The organism is Streptomyces sp. NPDC049541 (assembly GCF_044465725.1).
Taxonomy (GTDB): Bacteria; Actinomycetota; Actinomycetes; order Streptomycetales; family Streptomycetaceae; genus Streptomyces.
Window position 1 is genome coordinate 78,874 of record NZ_JBITLY010000010.1, and the last position, 26,710, is coordinate 105,583.

The 26,710-nt window shown below is 71.9% G+C and carries 18 protein-coding genes; 7 read left to right on the forward strand and 11 right to left on the reverse strand.

Translation table 11 applies throughout. From position 1 onward, the window contains the following. The first annotated feature begins 36 nt into the window (after positions 1–36). A complete protein-coding gene (locus ACIBW9_RS32120) occupies positions 37–2,307 on the forward strand; it encodes a glycoside hydrolase family 3 N-terminal domain-containing protein (RefSeq protein WP_398960528.1) in 2,271 nt (756 codons plus the stop codon). Here the strand turns inward: ACIBW9_RS32120 and ACIBW9_RS32125 are convergent. The 6 genes from ACIBW9_RS32125 to ACIBW9_RS32150 form a co-directional block, all read right to left on the reverse strand. Further along, positions 2,297–3,175, reverse strand: a complete 879-nt coding sequence (locus ACIBW9_RS32125; protein WP_398960529.1) for a carbohydrate ABC transporter permease — start codon at positions 3,173–3,175, stop codon at positions 2,297–2,299. The two genes, ACIBW9_RS32120 and ACIBW9_RS32125, sit on opposite strands and share 11 nt — an antisense overlap. Then, a complete protein-coding gene (locus ACIBW9_RS32130; protein ID WP_398960530.1) occupies positions 3,172–4,191 on the reverse strand; it encodes a carbohydrate ABC transporter permease in 1,020 nt (339 codons plus the stop codon). The genes ACIBW9_RS32125 and ACIBW9_RS32130 overlap by 4 nt, the downstream gene beginning before the upstream one ends. A gap of 2 nt (positions 4,192–4,193) precedes the next feature. Then, positions 4,194–5,567 carry an extracellular solute-binding protein gene (locus ACIBW9_RS32135; protein WP_398960531.1) on the reverse strand — a complete coding sequence of 458 codons (1,374 nt, stop codon included), beginning with the start codon at positions 5,565–5,567 and terminating at the stop codon, positions 4,194–4,196. Between the two features lie 141 nt (positions 5,568–5,708). Then, complete coding sequence (locus ACIBW9_RS32140; protein WP_398960532.1) at positions 5,709–6,395, reverse strand: peptidyl-prolyl cis-trans isomerase; 687 nt, start codon at positions 6,393–6,395, stop codon at positions 5,709–5,711. Next, positions 6,392–10,615: an NEW3 domain-containing protein gene (locus ACIBW9_RS32145; protein ID WP_398960533.1), complete on the reverse strand. Its 4,224-nt coding sequence runs from the start codon at positions 10,613–10,615 to the stop codon at positions 6,392–6,394. The genes ACIBW9_RS32140 and ACIBW9_RS32145 overlap by 4 nt, the downstream gene beginning before the upstream one ends. Before the next feature lie 111 nt (positions 10,616–10,726). After that, positions 10,727–11,611: a MurR/RpiR family transcriptional regulator gene (locus ACIBW9_RS32150; RefSeq protein ID WP_123968103.1), complete on the reverse strand. Its 885-nt coding sequence runs from the start codon at positions 11,609–11,611 to the stop codon at positions 10,727–10,729. 172 nt (positions 11,612–11,783) lie between these two features. On the opposite strand from ACIBW9_RS32150, the gene ACIBW9_RS32155 reads away from it, so the two are divergent. Beyond that, entirely contained in the window at positions 11,784–12,548 is a 765-nt protein-coding gene (locus ACIBW9_RS32155; protein WP_398960534.1) for a sugar isomerase domain-containing protein, read from the forward strand. Positions 12,549–12,618: 70 nt separating this feature from the next. Here the strand turns inward: ACIBW9_RS32155 and ACIBW9_RS32160 are convergent, their stop codons facing one another. Continuing rightward, positions 12,619–15,708, reverse strand: a complete 3,090-nt coding sequence (locus ACIBW9_RS32160; RefSeq protein ID WP_398960535.1) for a beta-N-acetylglucosaminidase domain-containing protein — start codon at positions 15,706–15,708, stop codon at positions 12,619–12,621. A gap of 217 nt (positions 15,709–15,925) precedes the next feature. Here ACIBW9_RS32160 and ACIBW9_RS32165 point away from each other — a divergent pair, with 217 nt between their 5' ends. Beyond that, on the forward strand, positions 15,926–18,820 hold the full coding sequence (locus ACIBW9_RS32165) for a SpoIIE family protein phosphatase (protein ID WP_398960536.1): 2,895 nt from the start codon (positions 15,926–15,928) through the stop codon (positions 18,818–18,820). Here the strand turns inward: ACIBW9_RS32165 and ACIBW9_RS32170 are convergent. Further along, positions 18,796–20,109 carry a hypothetical protein gene (locus tag ACIBW9_RS32170; RefSeq protein WP_398960537.1) on the reverse strand — a complete coding sequence of 438 codons (1,314 nt, stop codon included), beginning with the start codon at positions 20,107–20,109 and terminating at the stop codon, positions 18,796–18,798. The genes ACIBW9_RS32165 and ACIBW9_RS32170 overlap by 25 nt on opposite strands. A 114-nt stretch (positions 20,110–20,223) precedes the next feature. On the opposite strand from ACIBW9_RS32170, the gene ACIBW9_RS32175 reads away from it, so the two are divergent. Both ACIBW9_RS32175 and ACIBW9_RS32180 read left to right on the forward strand, forming a co-directional pair. Next, on the forward strand, positions 20,224–21,465 hold the full coding sequence (locus ACIBW9_RS32175; protein WP_398960538.1) for a molybdopterin-dependent oxidoreductase: 1,242 nt from the start codon (positions 20,224–20,226) through the stop codon (positions 21,463–21,465). Beyond that, positions 21,462–21,917, forward strand: a complete 456-nt coding sequence (locus ACIBW9_RS32180; protein WP_398960539.1) for a hypothetical protein — start codon at positions 21,462–21,464, stop codon at positions 21,915–21,917. Before ACIBW9_RS32175 ends, ACIBW9_RS32180 begins: the two co-directional genes overlap by 4 nt. Before the next feature lie 443 nt (positions 21,918–22,360). Here the strand turns inward: ACIBW9_RS32180 and ACIBW9_RS32185 are convergent, their stop codons facing one another. From ACIBW9_RS32185 to ACIBW9_RS32195, 3 genes are all read right to left on the reverse strand, one after another. Beyond that, a complete protein-coding gene (locus ACIBW9_RS32185) occupies positions 22,361–23,044 on the reverse strand; it encodes a methyltransferase domain-containing protein (RefSeq protein WP_398960759.1) in 684 nt (227 codons plus the stop codon). 254 nt (positions 23,045–23,298) lie between these two features. Then, entirely contained in the window at positions 23,299–23,907 is a 609-nt protein-coding gene (locus ACIBW9_RS32190) for a DUF2064 domain-containing protein (RefSeq protein ID WP_398960760.1), read from the reverse strand. Between the two features lie 5 nt (positions 23,908–23,912). Then, positions 23,913–24,596, reverse strand: a complete 684-nt coding sequence (locus ACIBW9_RS32195; protein ID WP_398960761.1) for a glycosyltransferase family 2 protein — start codon at positions 24,594–24,596, stop codon at positions 23,913–23,915. A gap of 188 nt (positions 24,597–24,784) precedes the next feature. Here ACIBW9_RS32195 and ACIBW9_RS32200 point away from each other — a divergent pair, with 188 nt between their 5' ends. Both ACIBW9_RS32200 and ACIBW9_RS32205 read left to right on the forward strand, forming a co-directional pair. Beyond that, complete coding sequence (locus tag ACIBW9_RS32200; RefSeq protein ID WP_398960540.1) at positions 24,785–25,522, forward strand: response regulator transcription factor; 738 nt, start codon at positions 24,785–24,787, stop codon at positions 25,520–25,522. 2 nt (positions 25,523–25,524) lie between these two features. Continuing rightward, complete coding sequence (locus ACIBW9_RS32205; protein WP_398960541.1) at positions 25,525–26,637, forward strand: sensor histidine kinase; 1,113 nt, start codon at positions 25,525–25,527, stop codon at positions 26,635–26,637. The last annotated feature ends 73 nt before the right edge of the window (positions 26,638–26,710 follow it).

Below are 26,710 nucleotides of genomic sequence, written 5' to 3' on the forward strand. Positions count from 1 at the left end.
GGAATCCGACCCGCCAGCAAGGAAAGGACCGGCCGCATGCCGAAGCCGGAGCGCGCGGCCGAACGCGCCGAACCCACACAGGAAAGCCGCCCCCTCTACCGGGACCCCGACGCCCCCGTCGACGCCCGCGTCCATGACCTGCTCGCCCGGATGACCCTCCGGGAGAAGGCCGGTCAGCTCAACCAGCGGATGTACGGCTGGGACGCCTACCGCCGCAGCCCCAGCGGCGGCTACGAACTCACCGACGCGCTCTTCGCCGAGACCGACCGTTTCGAGGGGCTCGGTGCTCTCTACGGCCTGATGCGCGCCGACGCCTGGTCGGGTGTCGACCACGGCAGCGGGCCCGGTGGTCAGGACAGTGCGGCTCTCGCGGAGCTGGTGCAGCGGCACGTTCTCGAGCGCAGCCGGCTCGGCATACCCGCGTTGTTCGTGGAGGAGGTGCCGCACGGCCACATGGCCCTGGACGGCACGGTCCTCCCCGTCAACCTGGCGGTCGGCGCCACCTGGGACCCCGAACTGTACGAGCGCGCCGCCGCGCACGCCGCGGCCGAACTCCGCGCCCGCGGCGGCCACTTGGCGCTGGTCTCGGCGCTCGACATCGTCCGCGACCCGCGCTGGGGCCGTACCGAGGAGTGCTTCGGCGAGGACCCCTGCCTCGCCGCCCGGATGACGGAGGCACTGGTGCGCGGCATGCAGGGGGAGCCCGCCGAGTTCTTCGCCGCCGACAAGGCACCCGTCGTGCTCAAGCACTTCGCCGGGCAGGGCGCCACCGTCGGCGGCCGCAACTCCGCCGAGTCGGAGCTGGGGTGGAGGGAGCTGGACGAGATCCACCTCCTCGCCGCCCGCGCGGGCGTCCGCGCCGGAGCCGCCGCCGTCATGGCCGCGTACAACGAGGTCGACGGGATGCCCTGCTCCGGCAACCGTGCCCTGCTCACCGGGGTGCTGCGGGAGAACTGGGGGTTCGGCGGGCTGGTCATGGCCGACGGGCTGGCCGTGGACCGGCTGGCCCGCATCACCGGCGACAAGGTCTCCGCCGGGGCACTCGCCCTCGACGCCGGGGTCGACCTGAGCCTGTGGGACGAGGGCTTCACGCATCTCGAGGAAGCCGTGGAGAAGGGGCTCGTGGAGGAGTCCGTCCTCGATGCCGCCGTCGCCCGGGTCCTGCGCCTGAAGTTCCGGCTCGGGCTCTTCGAGCGTCCCTACGGCGGCGGTGAGTTGCCGTCGGCCGAGCAGGGCCGCGCCCTGAGCACCGCCCTCGCGCGCGCCTCGGTCACCCTCCTCCACAACAGCGGCCGCGCCCTCCCGATACCGGCGACCGTCTCCCGTATCGCCGTCCTGGGACCCCACTCCGCCACCGCCGCCCACCAGTCCGGCGACTACACCGCCCCGCAGCGCACCGGCTCCAGCGTCCTCGACGGGCTGCGCAAGCTCGCCCCGCCCGGCACCGACCTCCGGTACGCCCGCGGCTGTGCCCTCACCGGCGGCGATCTCTCCGGCATCCCCGAAGCGGTCGCCGCGGCCGCCGCCTCCGACGTCGCCGTGCTGGTGCTGGGCGGCAGCAGCGCCCGCAGCCCCGAGACGGACTTCGCCGCCAACGGGGCCGCGCTCACGGCCGTTTCGGAGATGACCTGCGGCGAAGGCGTCGACCTCGCTGGGCTGCGGCTGGGCAGGGCTCAGTACGTGCTGCTCGACGCCGTCGTGGCGACCGGCACGCCGACCGTCGTCGTCCTGGTCCAGGGCCGCCCGCATCTCGTGCCCGAGACCCCGGCCGCCCTGCTCACCGCCTGGTACCCGGGCCCCTGGGGCGGCGACGCGATCGCAGAGGTGCTGCTCGGACACACGGCACCCGTCGGCCGGCTCCCCGTCTCGATGCCCCGCTCGGCGGCCCAGCTCCCCGTCCACTACAACCACAAGGACATCGAGTACGGCGGCTACGTGGACGAGAGCGCCGAGCCGCTGTACTCCTTCGGGCACGGGCTGTCGTACACCAGCTTCGCGTACGGCCCGCCGCGCACGGACGGGCACACCGTCACCCTCGACGTCACGAACACCGGTGCGCGGTCGGGCCGTACGGTCGTGCAGGTCTATCTGCGGCGGCTGATCACGTCCACGTGGCCGCGCACCCTCGAACTGTTCGCGTTCGAGGGTGTCGACCTGGAGCCCGGCGAGTGCCGTTCGGTCACCTTGCCGCTCGACAGGGACCGGCTCGCCGGGACCAGGACCGTGGAGATCCGGGTCGCCGAGTCCGCGCGGGCCGCGCTCACCGCCGTACCCGCCGTACTGGACCTGGCGGAGGTCAGAGCTTGACGGCTCCCGCCGAGACGCCCCGGTAGAACCAGCGCTGGGTGATCACGAACAGCACCAGCACCGGGATGACGGAGATCACCGAACCGGCCATCACCACCCGCTGGTCATAGCCGAACGACGAGCTCTGCAGCCGGGACAGGCCCAGGGTCAGCGTCATGTGGTTCTCCGAGCGGAGCACGATCAGCGGCCAGAGGAAGTCGTCCCAGGCGCTGATGAAGGTGTTGATGGTGACCACCATGATCGCGCCCCACGCAGACGGCAGATAGAGGTACCGGAACCGCTGCCACTCGTTCGCTCCGTCGAGCATCGCCGAGTCCTCGATCTCGCGCGGTACGGCCAGGAACGCGCCGCGCATCAGCAGGACGTTGATGGCGCCGACGAACCCGGGCAGCCACACCCCCACCAGGTTGTCGACCAGCCCCAGGTCGCGGATGCTCAGGAACAGCGACACCATGATCGACTCGAAGGGGAACATCATGGAGGCGACCAGCACCACCCAGACCGCCTTGCGGCCCTTCCAGCCGGGCTTGGAGAGCATGTAGCCGGCCGTGGTGGAGAACACCAGCTGGCTGGTGATGGACAGGACGACCACGATCAGGCTGTTGCGGATGTACGTGGCCACCGGCACCTGGGCGAAGACCTCGCGGTAGGCCCGCAGGGTCGGGTGGTGCGGCAGCAGCGAGGCGTTCGCGCCGAAGACGTCCTCGCCGACGCCCTTCAGCGAGGCCAGGAACTGCCAGACCAGCGGGCCGACCGTGATGCCCAGCACGAGGAGCAGCAGCAGATAGCGGACGACCAGTTCGCGGGGGCGGCCGTACTCCCGCCAGCGCGGCATCAGCCGCCGGGGCTTCTCGACGGCGGTCGTCATGCCTCGTCCTCCTTCGTCAGGCGCTGCGCCAGCAGGGTCAGGCCGAGGGTGAGTACGAACAGGGCGACGCTGACCGCGGAGCCGTAGCCGGCGTTGCCGGTGATCGGGTCGAGGCCGACGTCGCGGATGTAGAACGGCAGGGTGCGGTCGGCGCCGCCGGGGCCGCCGGTGGAGCTGCCCAGCATGAAGATCTCCGTGAACACCCTGAGGCAGCCGATGCCGGTGAGCGTGCCCACCAGCATCATCGCCTGGCGCACGCCCGGCACGGTGATGTGCCAGAAGCGGCGGACCGCGCCGGCGCCGTCCATCTGCGCCGCCTCGTGCAGCTCCTTGGGGACGTTCCCGAGCGCCGCCAGGTAGAAGATCATGTACCAGCCGAGGCCCTTCCACAGCGTCAGGCCCATCGCGGAGAGGAGGATGAGCCAGGAGTCGGAGAGGAACGGGACGGCGGACCTGATCAGGTGGGCTTTCTCGAGCCAGGTGTTGACCAGCCCGTCGTCCGCCAGCAGCCACTGCCAGCTCAGGCCCACGACCACGCTGGAGGCGAGGACCGGCGTGTAGAAGGCGGAGCGGAAGAAGCCGATGCCGGGCAGGTTCCTCTCCACCAGCACGGCCAGCATCAGTGGCAGCAGCACCATCAGCGGGACGACGACGACCGCGTACAGGATGCTGTTGCGGGTCGCCAGCCAGAAGTCCGAGTCGCCCAGCATCCGGGTGTAGTTGTCCAGCCCGACGAAGCTCGCGGCGCCGCCCAGCGGCTTGGCGTTCGTGAACGACAGGAGGACGGTGTTGAGGAACGGGAACACCCCGAACACCACCGCGCACACGATCGCGGGCGCCGTCCACAGCCAGGGCAGCCACCAACGGCGGTACAGGGCCGCGCCGTTGGCGCCCGGCACGGGGCCGGGCAGCACGGCCCGGCCGATGCGGCGGATACGGGACGGGGCCGTGCCCGGCACGGCGGCAGTACGCCCCGTACCAGGCACGGTCACCGGCTCAGCGGTCTCGGTCGCCACGCTCAGCCCGCCTGCTTCAGCAGCTCGTTCGCCTTCGCCTGGGCGTCCTTCACGGCCTGCGCGGGGCTCTTCTTGCCCTGCATGGCCAGCTGCACCTGTCCCACGATCGCGTTCTGCACGGCCGGGGAGAGGTTGGTCTGGTTGGTGTCGGCCGTCTTGAGCTGGTCGGCGACCAGCTTGCGGGCCTGGGAGAACGGGTCGCTGCCGGTGACGTTCTGGAAGAACGGGTCGTTCAGCGAGTCCGTGGTCGTCGGGAAGATCACCACCTTCGGGTCCTTGCACCACGCCGTCTGGTTCTCGGCGTTGGTGAGGTACTCGGCGAAGGCGAGCGCCACCGGCGCGTGCTTGCTGGTCGCCGCGACCGAGATGTACTGCGGGGCGCCGGCGGAGGCGCGGCCGAGCGCGTCGTAGGGCTGCTGGCCCACAGCCGTCCTGGCGTAGATCGACGGGCTGTTCTGCTTCACGAACCGCACGAAACTCGGGTTCGTCGAGCCGTAGGCGACCTTGCCCTGGCTGTAGAGCGTGGACGGGTCGTTGCTGGAGGACAGCGAGTCCTTCGGCATCGCGCCCTCCTTGTACAGCTTCGCCATCCAGGCCACCCACTGGGTGGTCCTCGGGTCATCGGCGAAGACGGCGGACTTGCCGTCCGCGGAGAGCGTCTTGATGTTCATCTGGTCGAAGTCCGACGGTATCCGCCAGATCGGGTTGGCCATCGTCGCGTAGAACCTGCCCTTGCCCGCCTTGGCGACCTTCTCGTAGTCGGCGAACAGTCCGAAGAGCGTCGTCGGCGGCTTCGCCGGGTCGATGCCCGCCTTGTTCAGCAGGTCCTTGTTGTACGTCAGCAGGACGCCGCCGGTGTACCAGGGGAGCGTGGTGTGGATCGCCGAGCCGGAGGCGTCCTTGAAGGTGGCGGACTTCCAGAACGACGGCACGAACGGCTTAGCGACCTGCGGGTCCTTCACACTCAGGTTCAGCAGGTAGCCGGCCTTGGTGAGGGCGGTCGCGGTCGGGGCGTTGACGTTGATGACGTCCGGCAACGTACAGGCCTGGGCGTCGGCGACGGTCCGCTGGGTGAAGGTGTTGTCGCCCGGGTCGTCGATCCACTTGACCTTGGCGCCGGGGTGGGCCTTCTCGAAGGAGGCGATCACTCCGTTGAAGAAGCTCCCGAAGTCTTTCTTCAGATTCGTCGTCTGGAAGGTGATCTGGCCCTTGACGGCGCCCGTCAGCTTTCCGGAGCCGACGTTGCCCTTGTCCACCTTGCAGCCCCCGGCGGTGCTGTCCCCGCCGCTCGAGCCGCCGGAAAGGCCGCAGCCGGCCGCCGTCAGTGTCAGGGCGATGATTCCCGCCACGGATGCGGTGAGTCTTCCAGCGCGCATGTCCACCCTCCTGGGACCAGCCGAGAGGCTGGTTCAATCAACCAACTTCGACTCCGATTGATGAAAAGGTGGACCAGAATTCATCGGAGGTCAATGGTTTCCCGTGTTGCGTTTCGGTTCCGCCCGTGGTTCCGCGGCGACTCAGTGGCGGTGTTCGTGGTCCGGGTGCGCGGGGTCGCCGGGGTGCTCGTGCCCCGCTGCGTACACCACGTCGGCCCGCGCCTGGTCGAACCAGGCGAAGAAGGCGCGACGGCCCGCGGCGCGGCGCAGTTCCTGCGCGATGCCCTGGCGGGCCTGTTCGTACGGCAGGAAGTCCGCGGGCGCCGCCCTCCGTCCGAACGGGTCGACTCCCCGCCGTAGGGCGTCCGGGGTGAGGAAGCGGTCCCGGTTGCGGGCGTAGTAGTCCTGTACGGCTTCCTCGGGGATGTGCTGTTCGGCCTCCAGCTCGGTGAGGAGGGTTCGGGCGGCGGGGGAGTGGGCGAGGGCGGCTGCGACGATGCTGCCCATGTCTGCGACGTCGTTCTCGGCCACGGCCAGCAGTTGTGTCGGGGACACCTCTGCCACCGAGGGCAGGCCCCGTTCCGCTACGGCCCTGCGGGCCAGTTCGTCTGCGACGACGACCTGCGTTGCCCAGCGTCGGCGTTGGCGCTCCGCGCGGGCCGGGGCGGATAGTGCCTTGTTATGTCGGTGGCCGTCTGCTGCGTTGTCGTGGCTTGTCGCGCAGTTCCCCGCGCCCCTATCGGGGCGCTTCGGTACCGCCTCCAGCAAAGCCTCTACGCGTGCCTTCGGGACCGGATCACCGTGTACCAGGGCTGCGTGGTCTGTCATGGCGTTATCTCCAGCTCCACGGCCTTCGTGTAGGCCACCCGGCCGTGCCAGGCCACCTTTGCCATGAGCCAGTACGAGCCCGGGGGGATCGTGGTGCCGTTCACGGCGATGGTGCAGTCCAGTTGATTGCCGGGTGCGATCGTGAAGCCCTGGCAGCCCGGGGTGACCCCGGGCCAGGTGCCCCAGGAGGAGATCGCCCACAGGGTGCCGTTGACGGGGCCGTGGGTGGTGTTGCGCAGGGTCACCGGGACGTGGGCGCGTTCGCCGCTCCTGAGCGTGATCCGGTCGACTCCCAAGTCTGTCAGGAGAGTTGGGCCTGGCGAGCCGCCCGGTACGTCGACCGCCACGACGTCCTCGTACGTCTGCCCCTCGTACGACAGCCGTGCCGCCAGCCAGTGCCGGCCGGGCACCGCGTCGGGTGGGGGCGTCACCGTGACCTCGGTGAGGGTGAAGCCGCCGGGCGCCAACGCGTAGGGCAGGGCGGGGGGCTCGACGGACCAGCCGGGCGGGGCCTCGACGGTCACCGTGCCCGAGACGGGCGCGTCGGTGAGTTCCGAGGAGATGCGGACGGTCGCGTCGAAGGGGCCGCCGGTGGCGGTGAGCGTCGTCGGTGAGATGTACACCGCGACCGGCATGTTGCCGCGGGGTGCGGGGCCGGAGTTGTGGAGCCAGTAGCGGGTGTGGACCGGCTGGGCGGGCTCTTGGGCGGCGACTCCGGGGTCGTACCCGCTCCGGGAGCCCTCGGTGGGCGTGGCCAAGACCGTCGCGACCTCGAACCCGGTCAGGCCGAGGGCGAGCACACCCTGTTCGTCCGGTGCCAGTCGCTCGCCGGGTGTCTCCAGTACGTCGGTGCGGGCGCCCCGCGTCCAGGGCCGCGGCCCGTGCACTCGCGCCCGTACCGGACGGCCGTTGACCTCGTGCATGCGCACGACCACCCCGCGCTCCGGGTCCGCCGGTGCCACGCTCCCGCGGGCGAGCGGCGAACCGGCCGGCTTGAGGGCGTCGAGCAGCACCTCCCCCGCCGGTTCCAGGCGCAGCAGGCTCAATTCCCTTGGGAGGGAGGGGCCTTCCGACGGCCGCCGCACTCGCGCGCTCAGCGGGTGGTTGAACTCATGTCCCAAACGGGGCAGTTGCTGCTCGCGCCAGTCGCCCTCGCCGCCCACCACCGCGTACTCGAAGGTGTGGGACCAGCGTTGGAGCTGGAAGCCCGAGCCGTCGGGGGCCGTGCGGCGGGGTGGGTCGACCCAGATGCCGGAGGGCCAGCCCGTGCAGGAGCGCATCAGCGACATGTAGAGGTCGCCCGAGGAGGTGACGACACAGCCCGGAGTGCCGCGGTTGAGGACGGCGAAGCCACGCCCGTCCCAGGCGTCGCCCGGCGGCAGGGCCTCGCCGCCGCCGGCCGCCGTGGCCGTGACGGTCGCGTCGTCCAGGTCGGCGATCAGCGCGTCGACCGCCTTCGCGTCGCCCTCGGCGTCGGTGCCCGCCACCACCAGCAGCGGCAGCCGTTCGAGGTCGCGCAGGTCGGCCCCGGGCACCCACTCCTCGCGCAGCGAGGCGCGCGGGGCGACCCAGACCGCGGCCACGCCCCCCTCGGCGAGCTGGCGCTGCAGCTCGCGCCCTGCGGCCGGATCCCAGCCCAGCGCCTCGGCGACGAGGGAATTGCGGTCCGGGCCGCCGACGGCGATCCGGATGTCGGGCAGGTTGGAGTCGACCTCCAGGTCGCCGTAGCGCGGCCCGTCGGCGATCGTCGAGGTCGCCGTGACCCCGGCGCGCACCAGGGCGGCCGCGAGCGGCGTCCCCAGCTCACCCGCCGCGTCCCACGAGGCGTACACCAGCTCGGCCACCCCGATCGACCGCCGGCCGAGCAACGCGCCCGTGTCGTCGCGCAGTTCGACCCGCGCCGTCGACCCGAGCCCGAACCAGGTGTTGGCCGGGTTGTCCAGCGTCCACGGGAACTCCCCGCTGTCCACGTCGACGAACCCGAAGCCGCGCCCGATCACCGCGTCCGCCACCTCGTGCACCGGCAGCCCGCCCTGCACGTCGGACGGCCAGCGCACCCGGATCAGCCGGTCGGCGCCGTCGTAGCCGTCGATGGTGGTCGTCACGTCGACGCGCGGAACGCCGGTCCACAGCGTCAGGCGCTGGGTGTAGCGGAACAGCCCGAGGTCGGCGCGTACGGTGATCCGTGCGCCGGCCGGGGAGTGCTCGACCCGGGCGTCCGCCACCACGTCACGGCTGCGGGCGCAGGTCGTACCCGTCGGCGTGAGGTGCCAGGGGCCCTCACCGAACCGCGGGTGCCTCGGATACTCCTCCTGCACGACGAGCTCGTTGCCGATGTCCCCGGCGCGCAGCAGCTCCCGGCCGCCCTCGGTGAGCGCGCGGAGGCTGCTGACGCCGCCGCCGCGCGCCGGGTCGACCGTGACCTCGTAGAACTCGTTGCGGATGGTGGTGCCCTCGCCGGGCGCCCACTCGGGGACGGCGCCCTCGGTGAGGGGGATGGCCTTGAGTCCCATGCCGGGCAACTCGGGTACGACGACATGGAGTTGACCGCTCTCGCGGACCGCGGGGAGGCCGGCGGGGACGAGCCCGGGATCGTCGACCTTGAGGACGTCACGCCGCTGCCAGGTCGCGGAGTTGAAGACGACCAGGTCGGTTCCCTCGCCCGGGGTGACCCGGTCGGCCAGCGCCTGTGTGGCGTCGGCGTGCACGGTCTCGGCCAGGTCGGCCAGTTCGCGCCAGCCGGTCATCAGGTCGATGTAGACCTGGTCGGACTCGGAGCCCGTGATGGCGTCGTGGTGGGCGCCGTAGATCAGCTGCCGCCACGCCTTGTCGAGTGCCGCGTCCGGGTACGGATGCCCGGCGACCAGCGAGGCGAGCGTCGCCCAGGCCTCCGCGTCGGCGAGCAGCGTCTCGCCGTACCGCTGGGCCTGCTTGGTGTCGATGTAGGAGACGTCCTTGCCGGTGTAGACCGGGTTCATGTCCCGTGTCTGCGGGGATGCCTTGCGGCCCTCCGCGTCGAGTTCGGCGCGCACGGCGGCGAAGAAGTCGCGCGGTGTGCCGCTGATGAAGCGCGGCCAGACGTAACGGGCGTTCCAGTCCCGGTGGATGTCCATCATCCAGCGGCACGGCGGCGCGTAGTCACCGCCGACCGGAAGCAGCACGTTGCGGGTGAGGGCGACCGACCTCAAGCCCCGGAACAGCTTGAGGGCGGCCGCCTCCGCCGCCGGCAGGGTGGGCGCGTTGTCGATCGCCCAGCCGGCGCCGTAGTGGTTGACCATGTAGGCCGTCAGCAGCCCGCGCCCCGAGGGGGCGATCCAGCTGAACTCGGCCGGGAACTGCATCCGCCCGGGATCGCGCGGCTCCTCGCCGAAGACGGAGAGAGTGGGCCCCCACTGGTGGAACGGCCCGCGCGCCCACGAACTGGAGCTGATCCCCGCGTCCGCCATCAGCCCCGGGAACTGCGGATCGTGCCCGAACGCGTCGAGCTGCCAGGCCGTCTCCGGCGACGAGCCCATGATCCCCCGCTGGAACCCGTCGCCGTACAGAGCGTTGCGTACGGTGGCCTCGGCGCCGGTGAGGTTGGTGTTGGGCTCGTTGTAGGTGCCGCCCATGATCTCGACGCGGCCGGTGCGGATCAGCTCGCGAAGGAAGGCGCGCTCCTCCGGGAAGGAGTCCCAGTACGGCTTGAGGTAGTCGACCTCGGCGAGCACGAAGGTGTACGCCGGGTCGCGGCGGGCCAGGTCGCAGTGGGCGCGGACCAGGCTCATCCCGGACTGGCCGCGCGAGTCGAAGGTCCGGGCGGGCAGCCCGGTGGAGGCGGGGTCGTCGGCGACGTCCCAGGTCTCGGTGTAGGCGGCCTGGGTGTTCCACCACACGGGGTCGTAGTGGAAGTGGCTGACCATGAACATGGTCCAGCCGGGCTCGGCGGCCGTGAAGGGGACCGTGAGTGCCCCGGTCTGCGTGGGGTCTGCGGCATCCTCGGCGGTGACCGTGACATGGGTGCCGGCGCCGGGGGCGAGGTCGGTCGTCACGGGTATCTCGACGCGGACCGTGCCGTCGTCGCCCGTGGTGACGACCGCCGTCCCGGAGACCCCCGGGCCGACGACGGCGATACGGGCCGTGCGGCCCGGGGCGTGGCTCAGCTCGACGGCCATCACCTGGTGCGGATGCTCGGTCGTCCCGACGAAGAGCTCGGTCGACTCGGCAGAGGTGACGCGCATGGGTCTCCTACGAGGATGCTCAAGGGGAGACCCATCCTGGCATCGCCGGGATGATTCAAACAACCACCTTTACCCATTCTCGGTGGTTCATCCATGCAGTCGCGTCCGGTTTCACCTCGTCCGGCGCGACTTCACCGCATGCTGCGGGGCGATGTGGTCGGTGAGGGCGAGCGAGGCGCTGGCCCGCTGGTAGGAGAGCTGGCCGACCCGTACGTAGAGGCAGTCGACGATCATCAGGACCGAGTGCCGGCCGCCGATGCTGCCCGTGCGGAAGCTGGTCTCCGAGGTGGCCGAGATGAGCCGGATGTCGGCGGCCCGGGCGAGCGGGGAGCGCGGGTCGGTGGTGATGGCGACGGTGGTGGCGCCGCGCTCCTTGGCCATCTCGAACGGTTCGAGGGTCTCGCGGGTGGCGCCCGAGTGGGAGATGCCGATGGCCACGTCGGCCGGCGTGAGCAGGGCCGCGGAGGTGGCCGCGCCGTGCACCTCGGTCCAGCCGCGGACCGCGCAGCCGATGCGGAACAGCCGGGTCTCGGTCTCCTGGGCCACCGTGCCGCTGCCGCCGACGCCGTACACATCGATCCGCCGGGCCTTGGCCAGCGCCTGGGCCGCGCGCTCGACCGCGTCGAGGTCGATCCGGTCGATGGTCTGCTGGATCGCACGCAGGTCGGCGCTGCCGACGACCTGGACGACCCGCTCCAGGCTGTCGTCCGGCGAGATGTCCGGGCCGATCTCTGCGGAGCCCCAGTCGGAGACCTCGCCGCGGCCGCGCTCCTGGGCCAGTTCGATCAGCAGGTGCTGGTAGGAGTCGAGCCCGATGGCGCGGCAGAAGCGGGTCACCGTCGCCTGTGAGGTACCGGTGCGGCGGCCCAGCTCGGCGGCCGAACAGTGGGTCACGGCGGCCGGATCCTCCAGGATCAGCTCGCCGACCTTGCGGAGGGATCCGGCCAGCCGGGGAAGCTCGGTGCGGATCAGTGTGGTGACGTCCGTCGAGGGCATGAAAGAGAAGGTACCAGCCACCCATAGGCGGATGGATTGAATACCAGGACCACGAAGGCGAGCCATGTTCACGCATCGGCCCGTCGCATTGCTCGCTGCATGGCCCATGTGATTTATTGATTCATCTATGGAGTCGGGTGGGGTGGTTCAATCCACCAGTGGGGAGTGTCGTGTGTCCGTCGAGTCTGTGAGCGCCGAGGCCTTCGCACGGGAGAGCCTGGCCGTCCTGGCCGACCTCACCGAGTCCGCACGCGAGGAGGTGGCGGGCGCCGCCGGACTGATCGCCGACTGCGTCCGCTCGAACGGCGTGATCCAGGCCTTCGGCACCGGGCACTCCCAGGCGATGGTTCTCGAAGTCGCAGGCCGGGCAGGCGGGTTGGTGCCGACGAATCGGCTGAGCATCGCCGATCTCGTTCTCTACGGCGGTGACGACCCGAGCGTGCTCGACGATCCGCTCCTGGAGCGCGAGCCCGGTGTGGCCGAGCGGCTCTACCACCTTGCGGCGCCCAGCCCCCAGGACCTCTTCGTGATCATCTCCAACTCCGGGGTCAACAACGTGATCGTCGAGATGGCGCTGGCCGCCAAGGAGCGAGGGCACCGGGTGGTGGCCATCACCTCCCTCACGCACACCAGGGCCGTCCCCGCCGGCCATCCGAGCGGGAAGAAGCTCGCCGATCTGGCTGATGTCGTGCTCGACAACCGGGCGCCGCGGGGGGATGCGTTGCTGGAGCTTCCGGGGGGTGGGGCGGTTGGTGCGCTGTCCACCCTCACCGGGGTGATGTTGGTCCAGATGGCCGTTGCCGAGGCTTCGAAGCTGTTGCTTGCCGCCGGTGAGCGGCCGCCCGTGTATGTGTCGGCCAATGTGCCCGGTGGGTTCGAGGGGAACCTGGAGTTGGAGAAGCGGTACGCCGGGAGGATCCGGCGTACCGCCAGTTGAGGATGCCGTTTTTGAGGTTTGCGGTCGACCGGCGGTCGGTGGGGGTTGATCGCGCAGTCCCCCGGCGCCCCTAGGGGGTCAGACCTACCGCGAGGGGATATGCGCCGGTGGCGAAGGGTGTTCCTGCTGTCCCCGTGGCTGTGTCGACCGGCACCAGTGCATTTGCGTCAGCTGTGGTGACGTACGCGGTGGCGCCGTTCCAGTTCAGGGCCACGTCGAAGGCCGACTTCCCGACCGTCACCTGCTTGCCCGGAGCTCCGGTCACCGTGTCCACCGGTGTGACGGAGTCGCCGTTGCTCGGGCTCACCCACAGTGTCCGGCCGTCCGGGGAGAGGGCGAGGCCGTAGGCCTGGCCTGTGACCAGCAGTGTCGGCTCGGTGTCGTTCGTCGCGGTGTTGATCGGGGTGACCGTCGAACCGCCGGAGTCGGAGACGTAGACCGTGCTGCCGTCGGGTGCGGCGACCACGTTGAAGGGGCTCGGGCCGACCGGGACGGCGGTATCGGCCCTGCCCGTGGTCAGGTCGACGGGCGAGACCGTGTTGTCGTGGATGTTGGCGACGTACAGGGTCCTGCCGTCGGGTGTGATCGCCATGTTCTCCGGTCCGGCACCGACCGGGACGGGTGTGCCCGCCTTCAGGGTTGTCGTGTCCACGGGCTGGACGGTGCCGTCCGTGTAGTTGGCGACCCAGAGCGTACGGCCGTCAGGTGTGAGGGCGAGGCCGGCCGGGACCCGGCCCACGGCGACCGTCGCGGTGACCTTGCCGGCGCCCACGTCGATCACGCTGACGGTGTTCGAACCCTGGTTGGCGGCGTACGCGGAGCGCCCGTCGGCGCTCACGACCACCTCACCGGGGTTGGCGCCCACCGGGATGTCGGTGCTCTCGCCGGAGGAGAGGTCGATCGAACTCACCGAGGCACCGCTGAAGTTGGCGGTCAGCGCCCTGGATGTTCCCGTTCCGTCGGTGACCCGGACCGGGAGTGCCCGGCTGAGGATTCCGGTGCCGGACACGACGAGGGAGCGGACTCCCTGTGCCGTCCCGGCGGTGACCGTGACCGTCGCCGAGGCGTTGCCACCGGCCGGGACGGTGACACTGCCCTCGGTCGGCGAGGCGGTGACGCCTTCGGGGACGGCCAGCTTCCAGGAGACCGTGCGGGAGGCGGTGGAGCGCTTGTCGGAGAGGTTGAGCGTGACCGTCTCGGTCGCGCCCGGCGCGAGGCTCAGCGAACCCGGCGCGAAGGAGGCGTCGACACCGGGGTCGGGCGCCGTGTCCAGCATCGTCGTATAGAGGAACTGGTCCATCACGCCCGGCGAGACCTGCTGGGGGACCGCGTCGAGTTCCTTGCGCTCGGCCCGCAGCCGGTTCCAGTACGTGGTGACGGCTTCGGTGTCACCCTTCTTGTCGGCCAGCAGCAGGGCCACGGCGGTCCGGCCCGCGCTGCCGTAGCGGCCGAGCTTGTCCAGCCAGGCCGAAGTCTCGTCCAGGAAGGCCGGGTTGGAGAGATGGGTGCGCAACTCGGCGGGGGTGGCCGCCATGTCAGTGAAGTACGAGGTCAGCGCGGCGGCCGCCCGGTCGAGGCCGTCGTCGTCGGCGTAGGCCTTGCGGAAGGCCGCGATGAGCTTGGTGAGCGTGGGCGATTCGGTCGGGTCCAGCTGGGAGGAGTAGTTGTTCTCGGCGAAGACGCGCAGCCATTTCGCGGCGGAAGGCCCGGCCAGGTCGCGCACGGAGGCGAGGAAGGCCGCGCTGGGGTCGTAGGCGGCCGGGTTCCAGAGGTAGGCGGCGGAGGTGAACAGGGCCAGGCGGCTGGCCTCGCCCTGGATCATCGGGTTGGCGGTCACGCCGACGGCCTGACTCGCCACACCGGGTTCGCGGCCGGTGTAGGGGCCGAGGAGGAGACGGCTGGTGACGTAGTCGTTCACCGGGTAGTTGTCCCAGACCAGGATCGGGTGACCGTAGACCGAGCGGGCCTGCTTCAGTTGCTCGGCGGTGATGGTCGGCGCGATCACGCCGACGCCGGTCCACTCCACGACGACGGACGGGTCCAGCTTCTCGCGCAGGGCCTTCTTGTACGGGGAGTCGGCGAGGTCGGAGTACTCCGTGGGGACCATCTCCAGAGGCCGCAGGCCGGTGTGGCGGGCGGAGAAGTCCTTCCACACCTGGTTGAGGAGATGCGCCTGGGCCGCGCCCGCCGCGCCCCCTCCCGTGCCGAACTCCTTCTCGTCGGCGTCGCAGTTCCACTTCGTGTAGCTGATGTCGTCCAGCGGTATCGCGAACGACCGCACACCGATGTCGTAGAGCGAGTCGAACTTGCGGGTGAGGGCGGCGATGTCCGACGCGGAGGAGTAGCAGACCGACAGGCCGGGGGAGAGGGCGTAGGTGAAGCGGACGTGGTCGGCCTCGGCGCGGTCGACCAGCTCCTTGAGCCCGGCCAGCTCGGCGGCCGGGTACTCGTCGCGCCAGCGGGCGCGCAGGTAGACGTCGTCCTTGGGGGAGTAGACGTAGACGTTCTGTTTCGTACGGCCGTAGAAGTCGAGCTGGTGGAGGCGCTCGGCGTGGGTCCAGGGGGTGCCGTAGAAGCCTTCGACGACTCCGCGCAGGGCGGCGGTGGGCCAGTCGCGGACGGTGACCGGGGCCAACTCGCCCTTGCTGGTGACCAGTTGGCGCAGGGTCTGGGCCGCGTAGAACGTGCCCGTGGTGTCGACGCCGGACAGGGCGAGAAGGGCACGGCCGTCAGCGCGGCCGGATGCGAGGGTGTAGCCGCCGGAGGGAAGGCCGGCGGGGGACTTGGCGTGCAGGCGCTTCAGGATGCCTGCCGTGGCCGGGTTCTCCGTGGGGCCGCCGAGATAGACGGTGAGACCGGCCTTCGGAGGTCTGTCGTCGGCCGGCACGGTGGTGATGTGTGTGGCGCCGGCCCCGCGCAGGACGGAGTCGACGAGACGGTGGGCTGAGGGGTCGGTGCCGGGTCCGACGACCTCGACGACTCTGGCGGGGACGGTGAGGTGGCCCGGCGCCGTCCTCTGGATCTGCTGGGGCGTCGGCCATACCTGGGGCGGCCGGGCGGTCGGGGCGGCCGTCGCGGTGGTCGCCGTGGGTGCGGTCAGGGCGGCGGTCAGCAGGAGCGCGGCGGTCGTGAAGCGCCCTGGACGTCTGGCTGGGAACATGGATTCTCCTGAGCCAAGGGTGAATGCATCCACCGCGTGATGCTAGAGATGCTGAATGCATCATTCAACGGTGCGCATACAGACGATCTCCGCCGTCGGCCGAAAGTGCCTGATGTTGTGGTGTGGGTCACAGCGGAGCTAGGGTGAAAGCGCTTGGAGGACCACGCCCGGGCGTATCGATCGGCGGTGCGCGACCGGGCCTGCTCCAGGTGAGGAAGTGATCTCGGTGTCCGTCGCCTGGGACGACATCGGCGGACTCGTCGATGCCCACGAACGTTTCCTGGCGGGTGCGCGGGTCGAGGCGGACGTCCGGAGTCCGGTACTCGAATCCTGGAAGCGCTGCCGCTCCGCGGGGCTCGAACCCGGCCATCTGCTCGTCCCCTACGAGCAGGGCCTGACGCTGGACGAACGGTTCCTGCGCGCGGCCGATCCGGTGCTGACGAAACTGAGCGCCTCCCTGGCGGAGATGGGCATGTCGATCGCGCTGTGCGACCCGCGGGGCCGCATGGTGCGGCGCCTCGACGGCGACCTGCGGCTGCGCGACCGGCTGGACGAGGTGAACTTCGCGCCGGGCTTCGACGCCTCCGAGCCGGTGGTCGGCACCAACGGCGTCGGCACCGCCCTCGCCGAGCGCGGCCCGATCTATGTCGTCGGCCGTGAGCACTTCGCCGACTGTCTGCAGCCCTTCGCCTGCGCCGGCTCGCCCGTCCGCAATCCGCTGAGCGGCCGGATCGAGGCCGTCCTGGACCTCACCTGCCTGCGCGACGACGGCGACATCACCATGCTGCGGCTGGTCCGGGCGGCCGCCCGGGACATCGAGGGCCGCCTCCTCGAACAGGCCACGGAACGGGAACGCGCACTCCTCGCCGCCTACCGGCGGGCCGCCCTCGACGTGCGCGGAGCGGCCCGCCCGCCCGGCCGTCCGGCGCCGGGCGACGGCGACCGCGACGGGCACGACGGCGACGGCCTCGGCCGGATCGACCTGGCTGTACTGCGCGAGCGGGCCGAGGAACTCATCGCCTCGGCGGGCCGCACCCTCGACGAGGTCCCGCTCTCGGGCGGCCGTATCGCCACGCTGCTACGGCGCCAGGTGATGGGCGAGGCCGGGGAGACGGGCGTCGCGGTGGAGGCCCGCATCCTGGGCGGGCCACGGCTGAGCGGCCTCGGGCTGCCGACGTCGCCACCGGTCGCCGGGCCGGTGCCGGTGGCGACCCCCGGGCCGAACGGGAGGCCGGTCGCCGGGCGCGAGGCGACAGCCCTGACGGCGTCCCGGCCCGCCGTCGTCGTACGTGCCGTCGTGCCTCCGGCCCCGCCGCCCCAGCCCGCCGAGACCGTCGGTGACATCCTCGACGGCGCCGAGAGCCGGCTGCTGCTCGTCGGGGAGCCCGGTGTCGGCCGGCTGGCCGTACTCGCGCGCAGGCGGCTGGAGTTGCTCCATGACGCGGGGCTGCGGATCGGCACCACCCTCGACGTCACCCGCACCGCGGAGGAACTCGCCGAGGTGACCGTGCCCCGGTTCGCCGACTTCGTCGCCGTCGACCTGCCCGACGCGGTGCTGCGCGGCGAGGAGCCGGTGGCGCTCGGCAGCCGGACGGCGCTGCGCCGGGTCGCCATCCGCTCCGTACGCAAGCAGCCCGCGCATCTGTACGACGTCGGCGACGCCGTCGAGTACGTCCCGTCCACGCCGCAGGCCCGCTGTCTGGAGCTCACGCAGTCCGTCATGGAACCCGTCCTGGCGGAGGCGGGCGGCTGGATCGCACAGGACCCCGAGCGGATGGAGCGGGTGCTCGCGGCGGGCGTCCACTCCCTTATCACCGTGCCGCTGCGGGCCCGCGGCACCACGCTCGGCGTGGTCAGCTTCTACCGCTCCGAGCGGCCCGCGCCCTTCGAGGACGACGACCTCTCCCTCGCCCAGGAGCTGGTCCTGCGCGCCGCGACCTGCATCGACAACGCCCGCCGCTACACCCGTGAGCACAACACCGCCCTCGCCCTGCAGCGCAGCCTGCTGCCCAAGGGCCGCCCCGAGCAGAGCGCCGTCGAGGTCGCCTACCGCTATCTGCCCGCGCAGGCAGGCGTCGGCGGCGACTGGTTCGACGTCATCCCGCTCTCCGGCGCCCGGGTCGCCCTGGTCGTCGGGGACGTGGTGGGCCACGGTCTGCACGCCGCCGCCACCATGGGGCGGCTGCGCACCGCCGTGCACAACTTCTGCTCCCTTGACCTGCCGCCCGACGACCTCCTCGCCCACCTCGACGACCTGGTGGGACGCCTCGACCGGGGCGAGGGCTGGGCGGTGGAGAGCACCCAGGCCGACTCCGGCATCGTCGGAGCGACCTGTCTCTACGCCGTCTACGATCCGGTGTCCCGGCGCTGCACCCTCACCCGCGCCGGGCACCCCCTTCCCGCGGTCGTCGCCCCGGACGGCACGGTCGAGTTCGTCGACCTGCCACCCGGGCAGCCCCTGGGCCTCGGTGGAATGCCCTTCGAGACCGTCGAGCTGGAGCTCGCCGAGGGCAGCCAACTCGTGCTCTACACCGACGGGTTGGTCGAGGACCGGCTGCGGGACATGGACTCCGGTCTGGACCGGCTCCGCAGCGTCCTGGCCGTTTCAGGGCGGTCCCCGGAGGACACCTGTGAGGCGGTCCTCGACGCGCTGCCGGCGGAGCGGCCGAGTGACGACGTGGCGCTGCTGGTGGCCCGGACGCACGTCCTGGGCCGGGAACAGGTCGCCGAGTGGGTGCTGCCCAGCGACCCGGCGGTCGTCTCACGTGCCCGCACCGCGGTCACCGGGCAGCTCGCCGCCTGGGGCCTGGACGAGCTCGCCTTCACGACCGAACTGGTCGCCAGCGAACTCGTCACCAACGCCATCCGTCATGCCACCGGGCCCGTGCAGCTGCGTCTTCTGCGCGATCGCGCGCTGCTGTGCGAGGTCTCGGACGGGAGCAGTACCTCGCCGCGGCTGCGGCGCGCCCTCACGGAGGACGAGGGGGGCCGCGGGTTGTTCCTGGTGGCTCAGCTCACCGAGCGGTGGGGGACCCGGTACACGCCGTACGGCAAGGTGATCTGGACGGAGCAGCCGCTTCCCCGAGCTCACCACCAGGTCAGCAGCAGGTGATTGACGAGCAGCGCCAGTGCCGCCTGTGCGGCGAGCCAGGCGCGCGGCCGGGTTAGGAAGGCGCAGGCCGGGAGCAGCCACACCGCGAACGGCAGCCAGATGCGCTCCGTCTCCGCCTTGCTCATGCCGGAGACGTCGGCGACCAGGATGGCGATGAGGGCGGCGGTCGTGAGAACGGCCAGGCGCAGGGCGGGACTTGAGGAACGTCCGACGAGGGCCGCTCCGGTGCGCCGCAGCGCCGCCGCCGTCGCCGGGCCCACGACGAACACCGTGCAGGCGAGGTTCGCCCACACCCAGTAGGAGTACGGCCGTACACCGCCCACGCCTTGGTAGTAGCGGGTGACCAACAGGTGGTACGCCTCCCACCAGTTGAAGCCCAGCGCGGTGAACACGGTAGGGACGACGGCCAGTCCCGCCAGCAGGAAGGGGAGCGGGCGGGCGCGGCGGGAGCCCAGCAGGAGGACGACGGCGGCGATGAGGGCGAACAGCGTGAGGCCGTAGGAGAGATAGGCCGTCAGGCCGAGCAGCAGGCCCGAGACGAAGCCCGTCGCCCGCGGGCGGTGTCCCGTCACCGCCAGGGCCAGGAACGCCACGGCCCAGGCGGCGACCCCCGTGAAGTAGCCGTCCGCCGAGGCACCCACCCACACCGCGCCCGGCAACAGGACCAGGAAGGGCGCGGCGCGGCGGGCAAGCTGCTCGTCGGCGAGTGCCCGTACGGCGACCAGGACCGCGGCCGCCGCGCTCGTACCGACGGTGATGACGAAGGCGCCGGCCCAGCCTCCCCCGCCGAGGCCGATCCGGTCGAGGAGGACGAACGTGACGGTCGCTCCCGGCGGGTGCCCGGCGACATGGGCCGGCCATTCGTGGGGGCCGCTCAGGATGTGCTGGGTGAAGTCCCGCAGGGTGTGCGGGATGTCCTGGAAGCGGCCGATGACCTGGAGGTACTCGTTGCGGGTGGTGAGCCGCTGGGCCACGCCCCGGTACCAGCCGTCGACCAGGGCGAGGGACCACGTCCAGGCCATGCCCGCTCCCCACGCGGCGAACAGCAGGGGGCGCCAGGGCAGGCGGGCCGCGAGGGTGGGGCCGTAGCTCACGACGGCCACCGCGACGGCGATCGCCGCCGGGGTGCCGGGGCCGAGGTGAGGTTCCCCTTTCGCCAGCAGCGGGGGCCAGGGGACGTGGAGGGAGCGGTTGCGGTGCTCGATTGCGGTGCCGACGACAGCGGCCGTCACGACGAGCAGTGCGGCGGCCGCGGCGGCGTAGAGGTCTCGGCGGAGGTCGCGGTTCACGGCGGACACGCTAGGCCGCGGGACCTCCACCGGACGGCTGACATGCACGGACGTCAGAGTTTCGTCATGGTTCGCGAAGCCGTTTCCGGGCCGGTCCGGACCTACGGTCGGGGCATGAGACGGACTCCCTTCTCGCCCTCCTTCTGGCGCAGCCCCGTGCGCGGCCCCTGGTTCACCTCGGTCCTCGGCATCGTCCTGCTCGGCGGCATCACCGTGCTGTTCGTGACGGGACTGCTGTCGTACGCGGCCTACAACCCCGGCCTGTCGCCGGTGAACGACCAGACCCCGGACAAGGGGATCCTCGGCTTCTACCTCTTCTCCTGGCCGACCGATCCGCACTGGCTGTACCGGCTGACGCAGGGCGTCCACGTCACCCTCGGGATCACGCTGATCCCCGTCCTGCTGGCCAAGCTGTGGTCGGTCGTGCCGAAGCTGTTCACGCTGCCGCCGGCGCGCTCCCTCGCGCACGCCCTGGAACGGATCTCGTTGCTGCTGCTGGTCGGCGGCGGCCTGTTCGAGTTCGTCACCGGCGTGCTGAACGTCCAGCTCGACTACGTCTTCCCGGGCTCCTTCTATCCGCTGCACTTCTACGGGGCGTGGGTCTTCTTCGCCGCGTTCCTCGCGCACGCGGTGCTGAAGACCCCGGCGGCCCTGCGCAATCTGCGGGGCCTGCGTCAGCCGCCTCAACTCACCGAGGAGGAGCGGGAACTGGTGTCTCCCGACCCCGATCCGCCGACCGTCTCCCGGCGGGGTGCCCTCGGGCTGGTCGGAGGCGGCTCGCTGCTGCTTTTCGGCACGACGGTCGGGCAGGACTTCGACGGGCTGCGGTGGTCCGCCGTTCTCGCCCCGCACGGGGGCGCCGACCCGGGCAGCGGTCCGGGCGGCTTCCAGATCAACAAGACCGCCGCGTACGCCGGTATCAGCACGGTGGAGCGGAGCGCGGAGGCGTGGCGGCTGACCGTCAGCGGTCGCACCGGCACTGTCCGGCTCAGCCGCGCCGACCTGCTCCGACTCCCGCTGCACAGCTCGGCGTTGCCCATCGCGTGCGTCGAGGGCTGGTCGACGTCGGACCAGTGGTGGCGGGGCGTGCGGCTGCGGGACCTGGCGGACCTTGTGGGCTACGACGGCGATCCGCCGGACGTCTTCGTGGAGTCGCTGCAACGGCACGGCGCGTTCCGGCGGGCGGCCCTGCGCGCCAACCAGGTCGCCGACCCGCGTTCCCTGCTCGCCCTGTTCGTCAACGGCGAGGAGCTGACCCCCGACCACGGCCATCCGGCCCGGGTCATCGTGCCCGCGGCGCCCGGTGTGCTGAACACCAAGTGGGTGGCGCGGATGACGTTCGGAGAGCTGCGATGAGGCGCCCCCGGTTCGCGCTGCCGCTCGGCAGCCCACTGCAGATCCTGCTGCTGGCCTGCTCTTTCGCGCTCGCGGCATACGCGGGGGTGCAGTTGCTCGCGGGGGACTGGTTCGGGGTCGCGGTGTGGTTCGTGGGTGCGGCGCTGCTGCACGACCTCGTACTGCTGCCGCTGTACGCGGCGGCGGACCGCGCTCTGGTGAAGGCGGCGGGGCCGCGGCGGCTGTGGGTGGGGTACGTCCGGGTGCCGGCAGCCCTGTCGCTGCTGCTTCTGCTGGTCTGGTTCCCACTGATCGGCGGCCGGGTGACGACGCGTTACGCATCCGCCACCGCCCTGTCCACGGACCGCTTCCTGCCCAGCTGGCTGCTGCTGACGGCTGTGCTCTTCGGGGGTTCGGCGGTGTTGTTCGTGCTGCGGGTGCGCAGGGCGGTGAGACGGCGGTCTGTGCGCTGATCGGTGGGATGGCTGCGCTGCGGACGTGGTGTGCGTGTTGGTGCGGGGTGGCCTGGTGGCGGGCCGGAGTGCGGTGTGAGCGGTCTGTCCGCCAATGGCTACTTTCTCGGCGGCCGCCTGCTGCCTGCTGCCTGCCCGCTGCCGGTGACGGCACTGCAGTGCCTGCTGCAGGTGCGCAGGGCGGCGAGACGGCGGTCTGTGCGCTGATCGGTGGCATGGCTGCGCTGCGGACGTGGTGTGCGTGTTGGTGCGGGGTGGCCTGGTGGCGGGCCGGAGTGCGGTGTGAGCGGTCTGTCCGCCGATGGCCCCTTTGCCGCCTGTCGCCTGCGCCTGCCCGCTGCCGGTGAACTGCTGTTCCTGCTGCGGCTGCGCAGGGCGGAGAGACAGCAGTCCGTCCGCTGATCGCGGCACGGGTGTTGCGTGAGCGGTCTGTCCGGCGACGGCTACTTCGTCTGCCGGTTGCCGGTGGCGGTGCTGCGGCTGCGCAGGGCGACGAAAGAGCGGCCGCCGGCCGTCCACTGGTCCGCGGTGCGCCAGCCCCCGCGGTGCGCGTGCCGCAGCAGGGCCGGCGTGCCGAGCCGGGCCCACGGGAAGGGGCTGCCGGCGGCGCCTCGGGCGTCGGTGACATGGACCCGGACTCGTTCGTCGACGTCCGGGTCCGGGACCGTCTCGGCGATCAACAGGCCGCCGGGTGCGAGGAGTTGGGCCATGCGGTCCAGCAGGGCGCGTGGGTCGCCGCCGATGCCGATGTTGCCGTCGAGCAGGAGTGCGGTGCCCCAGCGGCCCTCGGCGGGCAGCGGCTCGAAGACGGAGCGGCGCAGCGCCTGCCCGCCGAGCGTGACCGTGCGTGCCACTGCCGCCTCGCTGACGTCGATCCCGAGCACCGGCAGTCCCCGTTCGCCCAGCGCGACGACCAGCCGCCCGGGCCCGCACCCCACGTCGAGCACCGCACCCTCACACCGCCGCAGCACTTCCAGGTCGACGCCGTCGGCCTCCGCGCACCACCGCTCAACCTCCAGCAGAAGCAACCAGCCGTCGGCGCGGCGCAGAAACAGGGGGCCGCGACCGGTGCGCAGGGCGTAGTCGTAGGGATCGGCGGACCAGGTGCCGTCGTCCACCGGGGTGATCGCTGAGCGAGCCGTGGGGCCGCTCGGGGCGGTGAGGCCGGTGGGCGGGTTTGTCGGGTGGGGGGTCGGTGGGGAGGTGCTGGCCTCAGGGGTCGCAGCTCGGCGGGGCTTGGGGGTGTTCGCCTCGTGGGAGCCCTGGGTGTTGGAGCCGGTGGCCGGGTTCGTTGCCGGCGGGGGCGCCGTGGGTGGGTTGGCGGGAGCCGTGTTGGTGGGTGGCCGGTGTCCGAGGTGTGTTGTCAGTTGGGGGATGCCGGTCATCGGTTCGCCGCCGCCAGCTGGGCCAGCCGGGTCGCGAAGCGGCCGGTGGGTGTGGTTCTGGCGACCAGTTCGGCGTCGTACGCCGTGTCGACGTCCCGTAGGCGCGGCAGGTCCCGTACCCGCAGGCCTGCCAGCCGGGCGCGCTGGACGGCGCCCGTGCGGGGTGTCGACATCGGGATGCCGAGAAGGAGCGCCGGGTCCGGGTCGGCCAGGCCCAGGGCCCAGAAGCCGCCGTCCTCGGCGGGGCCGAAGTACGCGTCGCAGTCGGCGAAGTCCACGGTGAGCAGCTCCGGCGTCACCTGGGGGGTGTCCATGCCGATGAGCAGGGCCGGACCGGTGCAGTGCGCGAAGGCAGCGGCCAGGCGTTCGTCGAGGCCGCCAGGACACTGCCGTACGAGCTCGAAGCCGGGCGGCAGCCAGGGGCCCGGCTCGCCCTCCAGGACCAGGACCCGGCGGTGGGCCGGGGTCCGGGCCACGGTCTCCAGGGTGTCCGCCAGCGCCGCCTCGGCGAGCGCCGCCGCCTCCCGAGGGGTGAAGGGCGGCGTCAGCCGGGTCTTCACCCGCCCGGGCCTCGGTTCCTTCGCGATGACCAGGAGCGTGGGCAGGTGGGTCATGGGCGGACTCCTTCGCGTGCCTGCGGTGCCACCGGCGCCTCGGCCAGGACCTGGCCCATGTCCCGCACCGCCTGCCAGGTGCCGCGCCAGGTGCCGGTCACCTTGGAGGCACCCGCACGCGGCAGATACGGGACGTCGTACTCGGCGATCCGCCAGCCCGCGTCCGCGGCCCGGACGACCATCTGCAGGGGGTAGCCACTGCGGCGGTCCGTGAGGGCCAGGGACAGCAGCGGCCCGCGGCGGGCGGCCCGTAGCGGACCCAGGTCGTGCAGGCGCAGACCGGTGCGACGGCGGAGCAGACGGGCGAGGGCGAGGTTGCCCGCGCGGGCGTGCAACGGCCAGGCGCCGCGCGTCCGCGGCCGGCGCCGGCCCAGCACCAGGTCGGCCTCCCCGGCCCGGATCCGCTCCACGAACGGCACCAGCTCGGCCGGGTCCAGTGAGGCGTCGCAGTCGCAGAAGCAGACGATGTCCGCCGTGGCCGCCGTCAGACCGGCGCGGCAGGCGGCGCCGAAGCCGCGCCGCGCCTCGCGCACGACACTCGCGCCGAGCGCCCGGGCGATCTCCGCCGAGCCGTCGGTGGAGCCGTTGTCCACGACGAGCGCACGCCAGCCGGGCGGGATGCGCCGCAGCACCCACGGCAGCGCCTCGGCCTCGTCGAGGCAGGGGAGTACGACGTCCACGGACGTCGCGCCGGGTCCGCGTACGTCTCGTACGTCTCGTACGTGGGATACGTCTTTGTCGGAAGGGGGCGTCACGGCACTCACCCTACGAATGGGAACCGGGCAATTCGGACTTCGGCTCCTTACGAAACAGGGACGTCAGGAGCCCGGCGGCGGCGTATGCGCGTGCGCGGTGCGAGGCTGGCTCCATGGAGCAGCAGCAGTACGGACAGGGCGGCGCCCGGGTGCTCGTCGTGGACGACGATCCCACCGTCGCCGAGGTCGTCACGGGGTATCTCGACCGCGCCGGGTATGTCGTGGACCGGGCCGGAGACGGCCCCGACGCGCTCGCCCGCGCCGCCGCCCACTGGCCCGACCTCGTCGTCCTCGACCTGATGCTGCCCGGCATGGACGGCCTCGAGGTGTGCCGGCGGATGCGGGGGCACGGGCCGGTGCCGGTCATCATGCTCACCGCGCGCGGCGACGAGGACGACCGCATCCTCGGCCTGGAGGTCGGCGCCGACGACTACGTCACCAAGCCGTTCAGCCCCCGCGAACTGGTCCTGCGCGTCGAGTCCGTGCTGCGCCGCACCCGGCCCTCCCAGCCGTCCGGCCTGCTGCGGGCGGCCGGGCTCTCCGTCGACCCGGCGTCCCGTCGGGCTCTCAAGAACGGCGCCGAACTCGCCCTCACCATCCGGGAGTTCGACCTCCTGGCCTTCTTCCTGCGGCATCCCGGGCGGGTCTACAGCCGAGAGGACCTGATGCGCGAGGTGTGGGGCTGGGACTTCGGCGACCTGTCGACCGTCACCGTCCATGTACGACGGCTGCGCGGCAAGGTCGAGGACGACCCGGGCAGGCCGCGGCTGATCCAGACCGTGTGGGGCGTCGGCTACCGCTTCGACGGCTCCGAGGACGGCTCCGACGGCGTCTTTCGAGCGGAGGTGTGACCGTGCACGACAACCTCCTCATCGCTCTGTTCGCCTTCCTCGGCGCCGCCGCGGCCGGACTGCTCGGCGCCTGTGTGCTGCTGCTGATCCGGCGCCGCTCGCTCGCCCTGCACCTCGGTGTGGTCGCCGCCGTCGCCGTCACCGCGATGCTCGCGGGCACCCTCGCGGTCGCGCAGGCCATGTTCCTGTCCGGGCACGACCTGAAGGTCGTCACGACCGTCGTCGCGATGGCCGCGGTGGTCTCTCTGGCCACCGCCCTGCTGCTGGGCCGCTGGGTCGCCGCCCGCAGCCGTGCCCTCACCCTCGCCGCCCGCTCCTTCGGCGACGGCGGCGACTTCACCTCGCCCGTCGGTCCCGCCACCGCCGAACTCGCCGCCCTGAGCCGGGAGTTGGAGGCCACCAGCGCCAAACTCGCAGAGTCCCGGGAACGCGAACGCGCCCTGGAGTCCTCCCGCCGCGAACTGGTCGCCTGGATCTCCCACGACCTGCGCACCCCCCTCGCCGGCCTGCGCGCCATGTCGGAGGCGCTGGAGGACGGCGTCGCCGCCGACCCGGACCGCTACCTCAAACAGATCCGCACCGAGGTCGAGCGCCTCAACGACATGGTCGGCGACCTCTTCGAACTCTCCCGCATCCACGCGGGCACACTGGCGCTCAGCCCGAGCCGGATGTCCCTCTACGACCTCGTCGGCGACGCACTCGCGGGCGCCGACCCCCTGGCCCGCGAGCACGGCGTACGGCTGGTCGGCGACCGGGTCGAGCCCCTGCCGGTGGAGGTGGACGGCAGGGAGATGAGCCGGGTGCTGGGCAATCTGCTGGTCAACGCCATCCGGCGGACTCCGGCCGACGGCACGGTGGCGATCGCCGCGGAGCGCTCGCCGGATGGTGTGGTCGTGTCCGTGACGGACGCCTGCGGCGGCATCCCGGAGGAGGACCTGCCCCGCGTCTTCGACACCGGATGGCGGGGCACGCACGCCCGGACTCCCCCTGCCGGGGCGGGCCTCGGCCTCGCCATCGTGCGGGGCATCGTGGAGGCGCACCAGGGCCGCGCGACCGTCCGCAACATCCCGGGCGGCTGCCGCTTCGAGGTGACCCTGCCGGTGGCGGAGGCCTGAGGGGTCACCTCTCGGGGCGGCACTCGATGTCGGTCGGGGACAGGCGCCGGCAGGTGGGCCCGCTGCCGGGGCC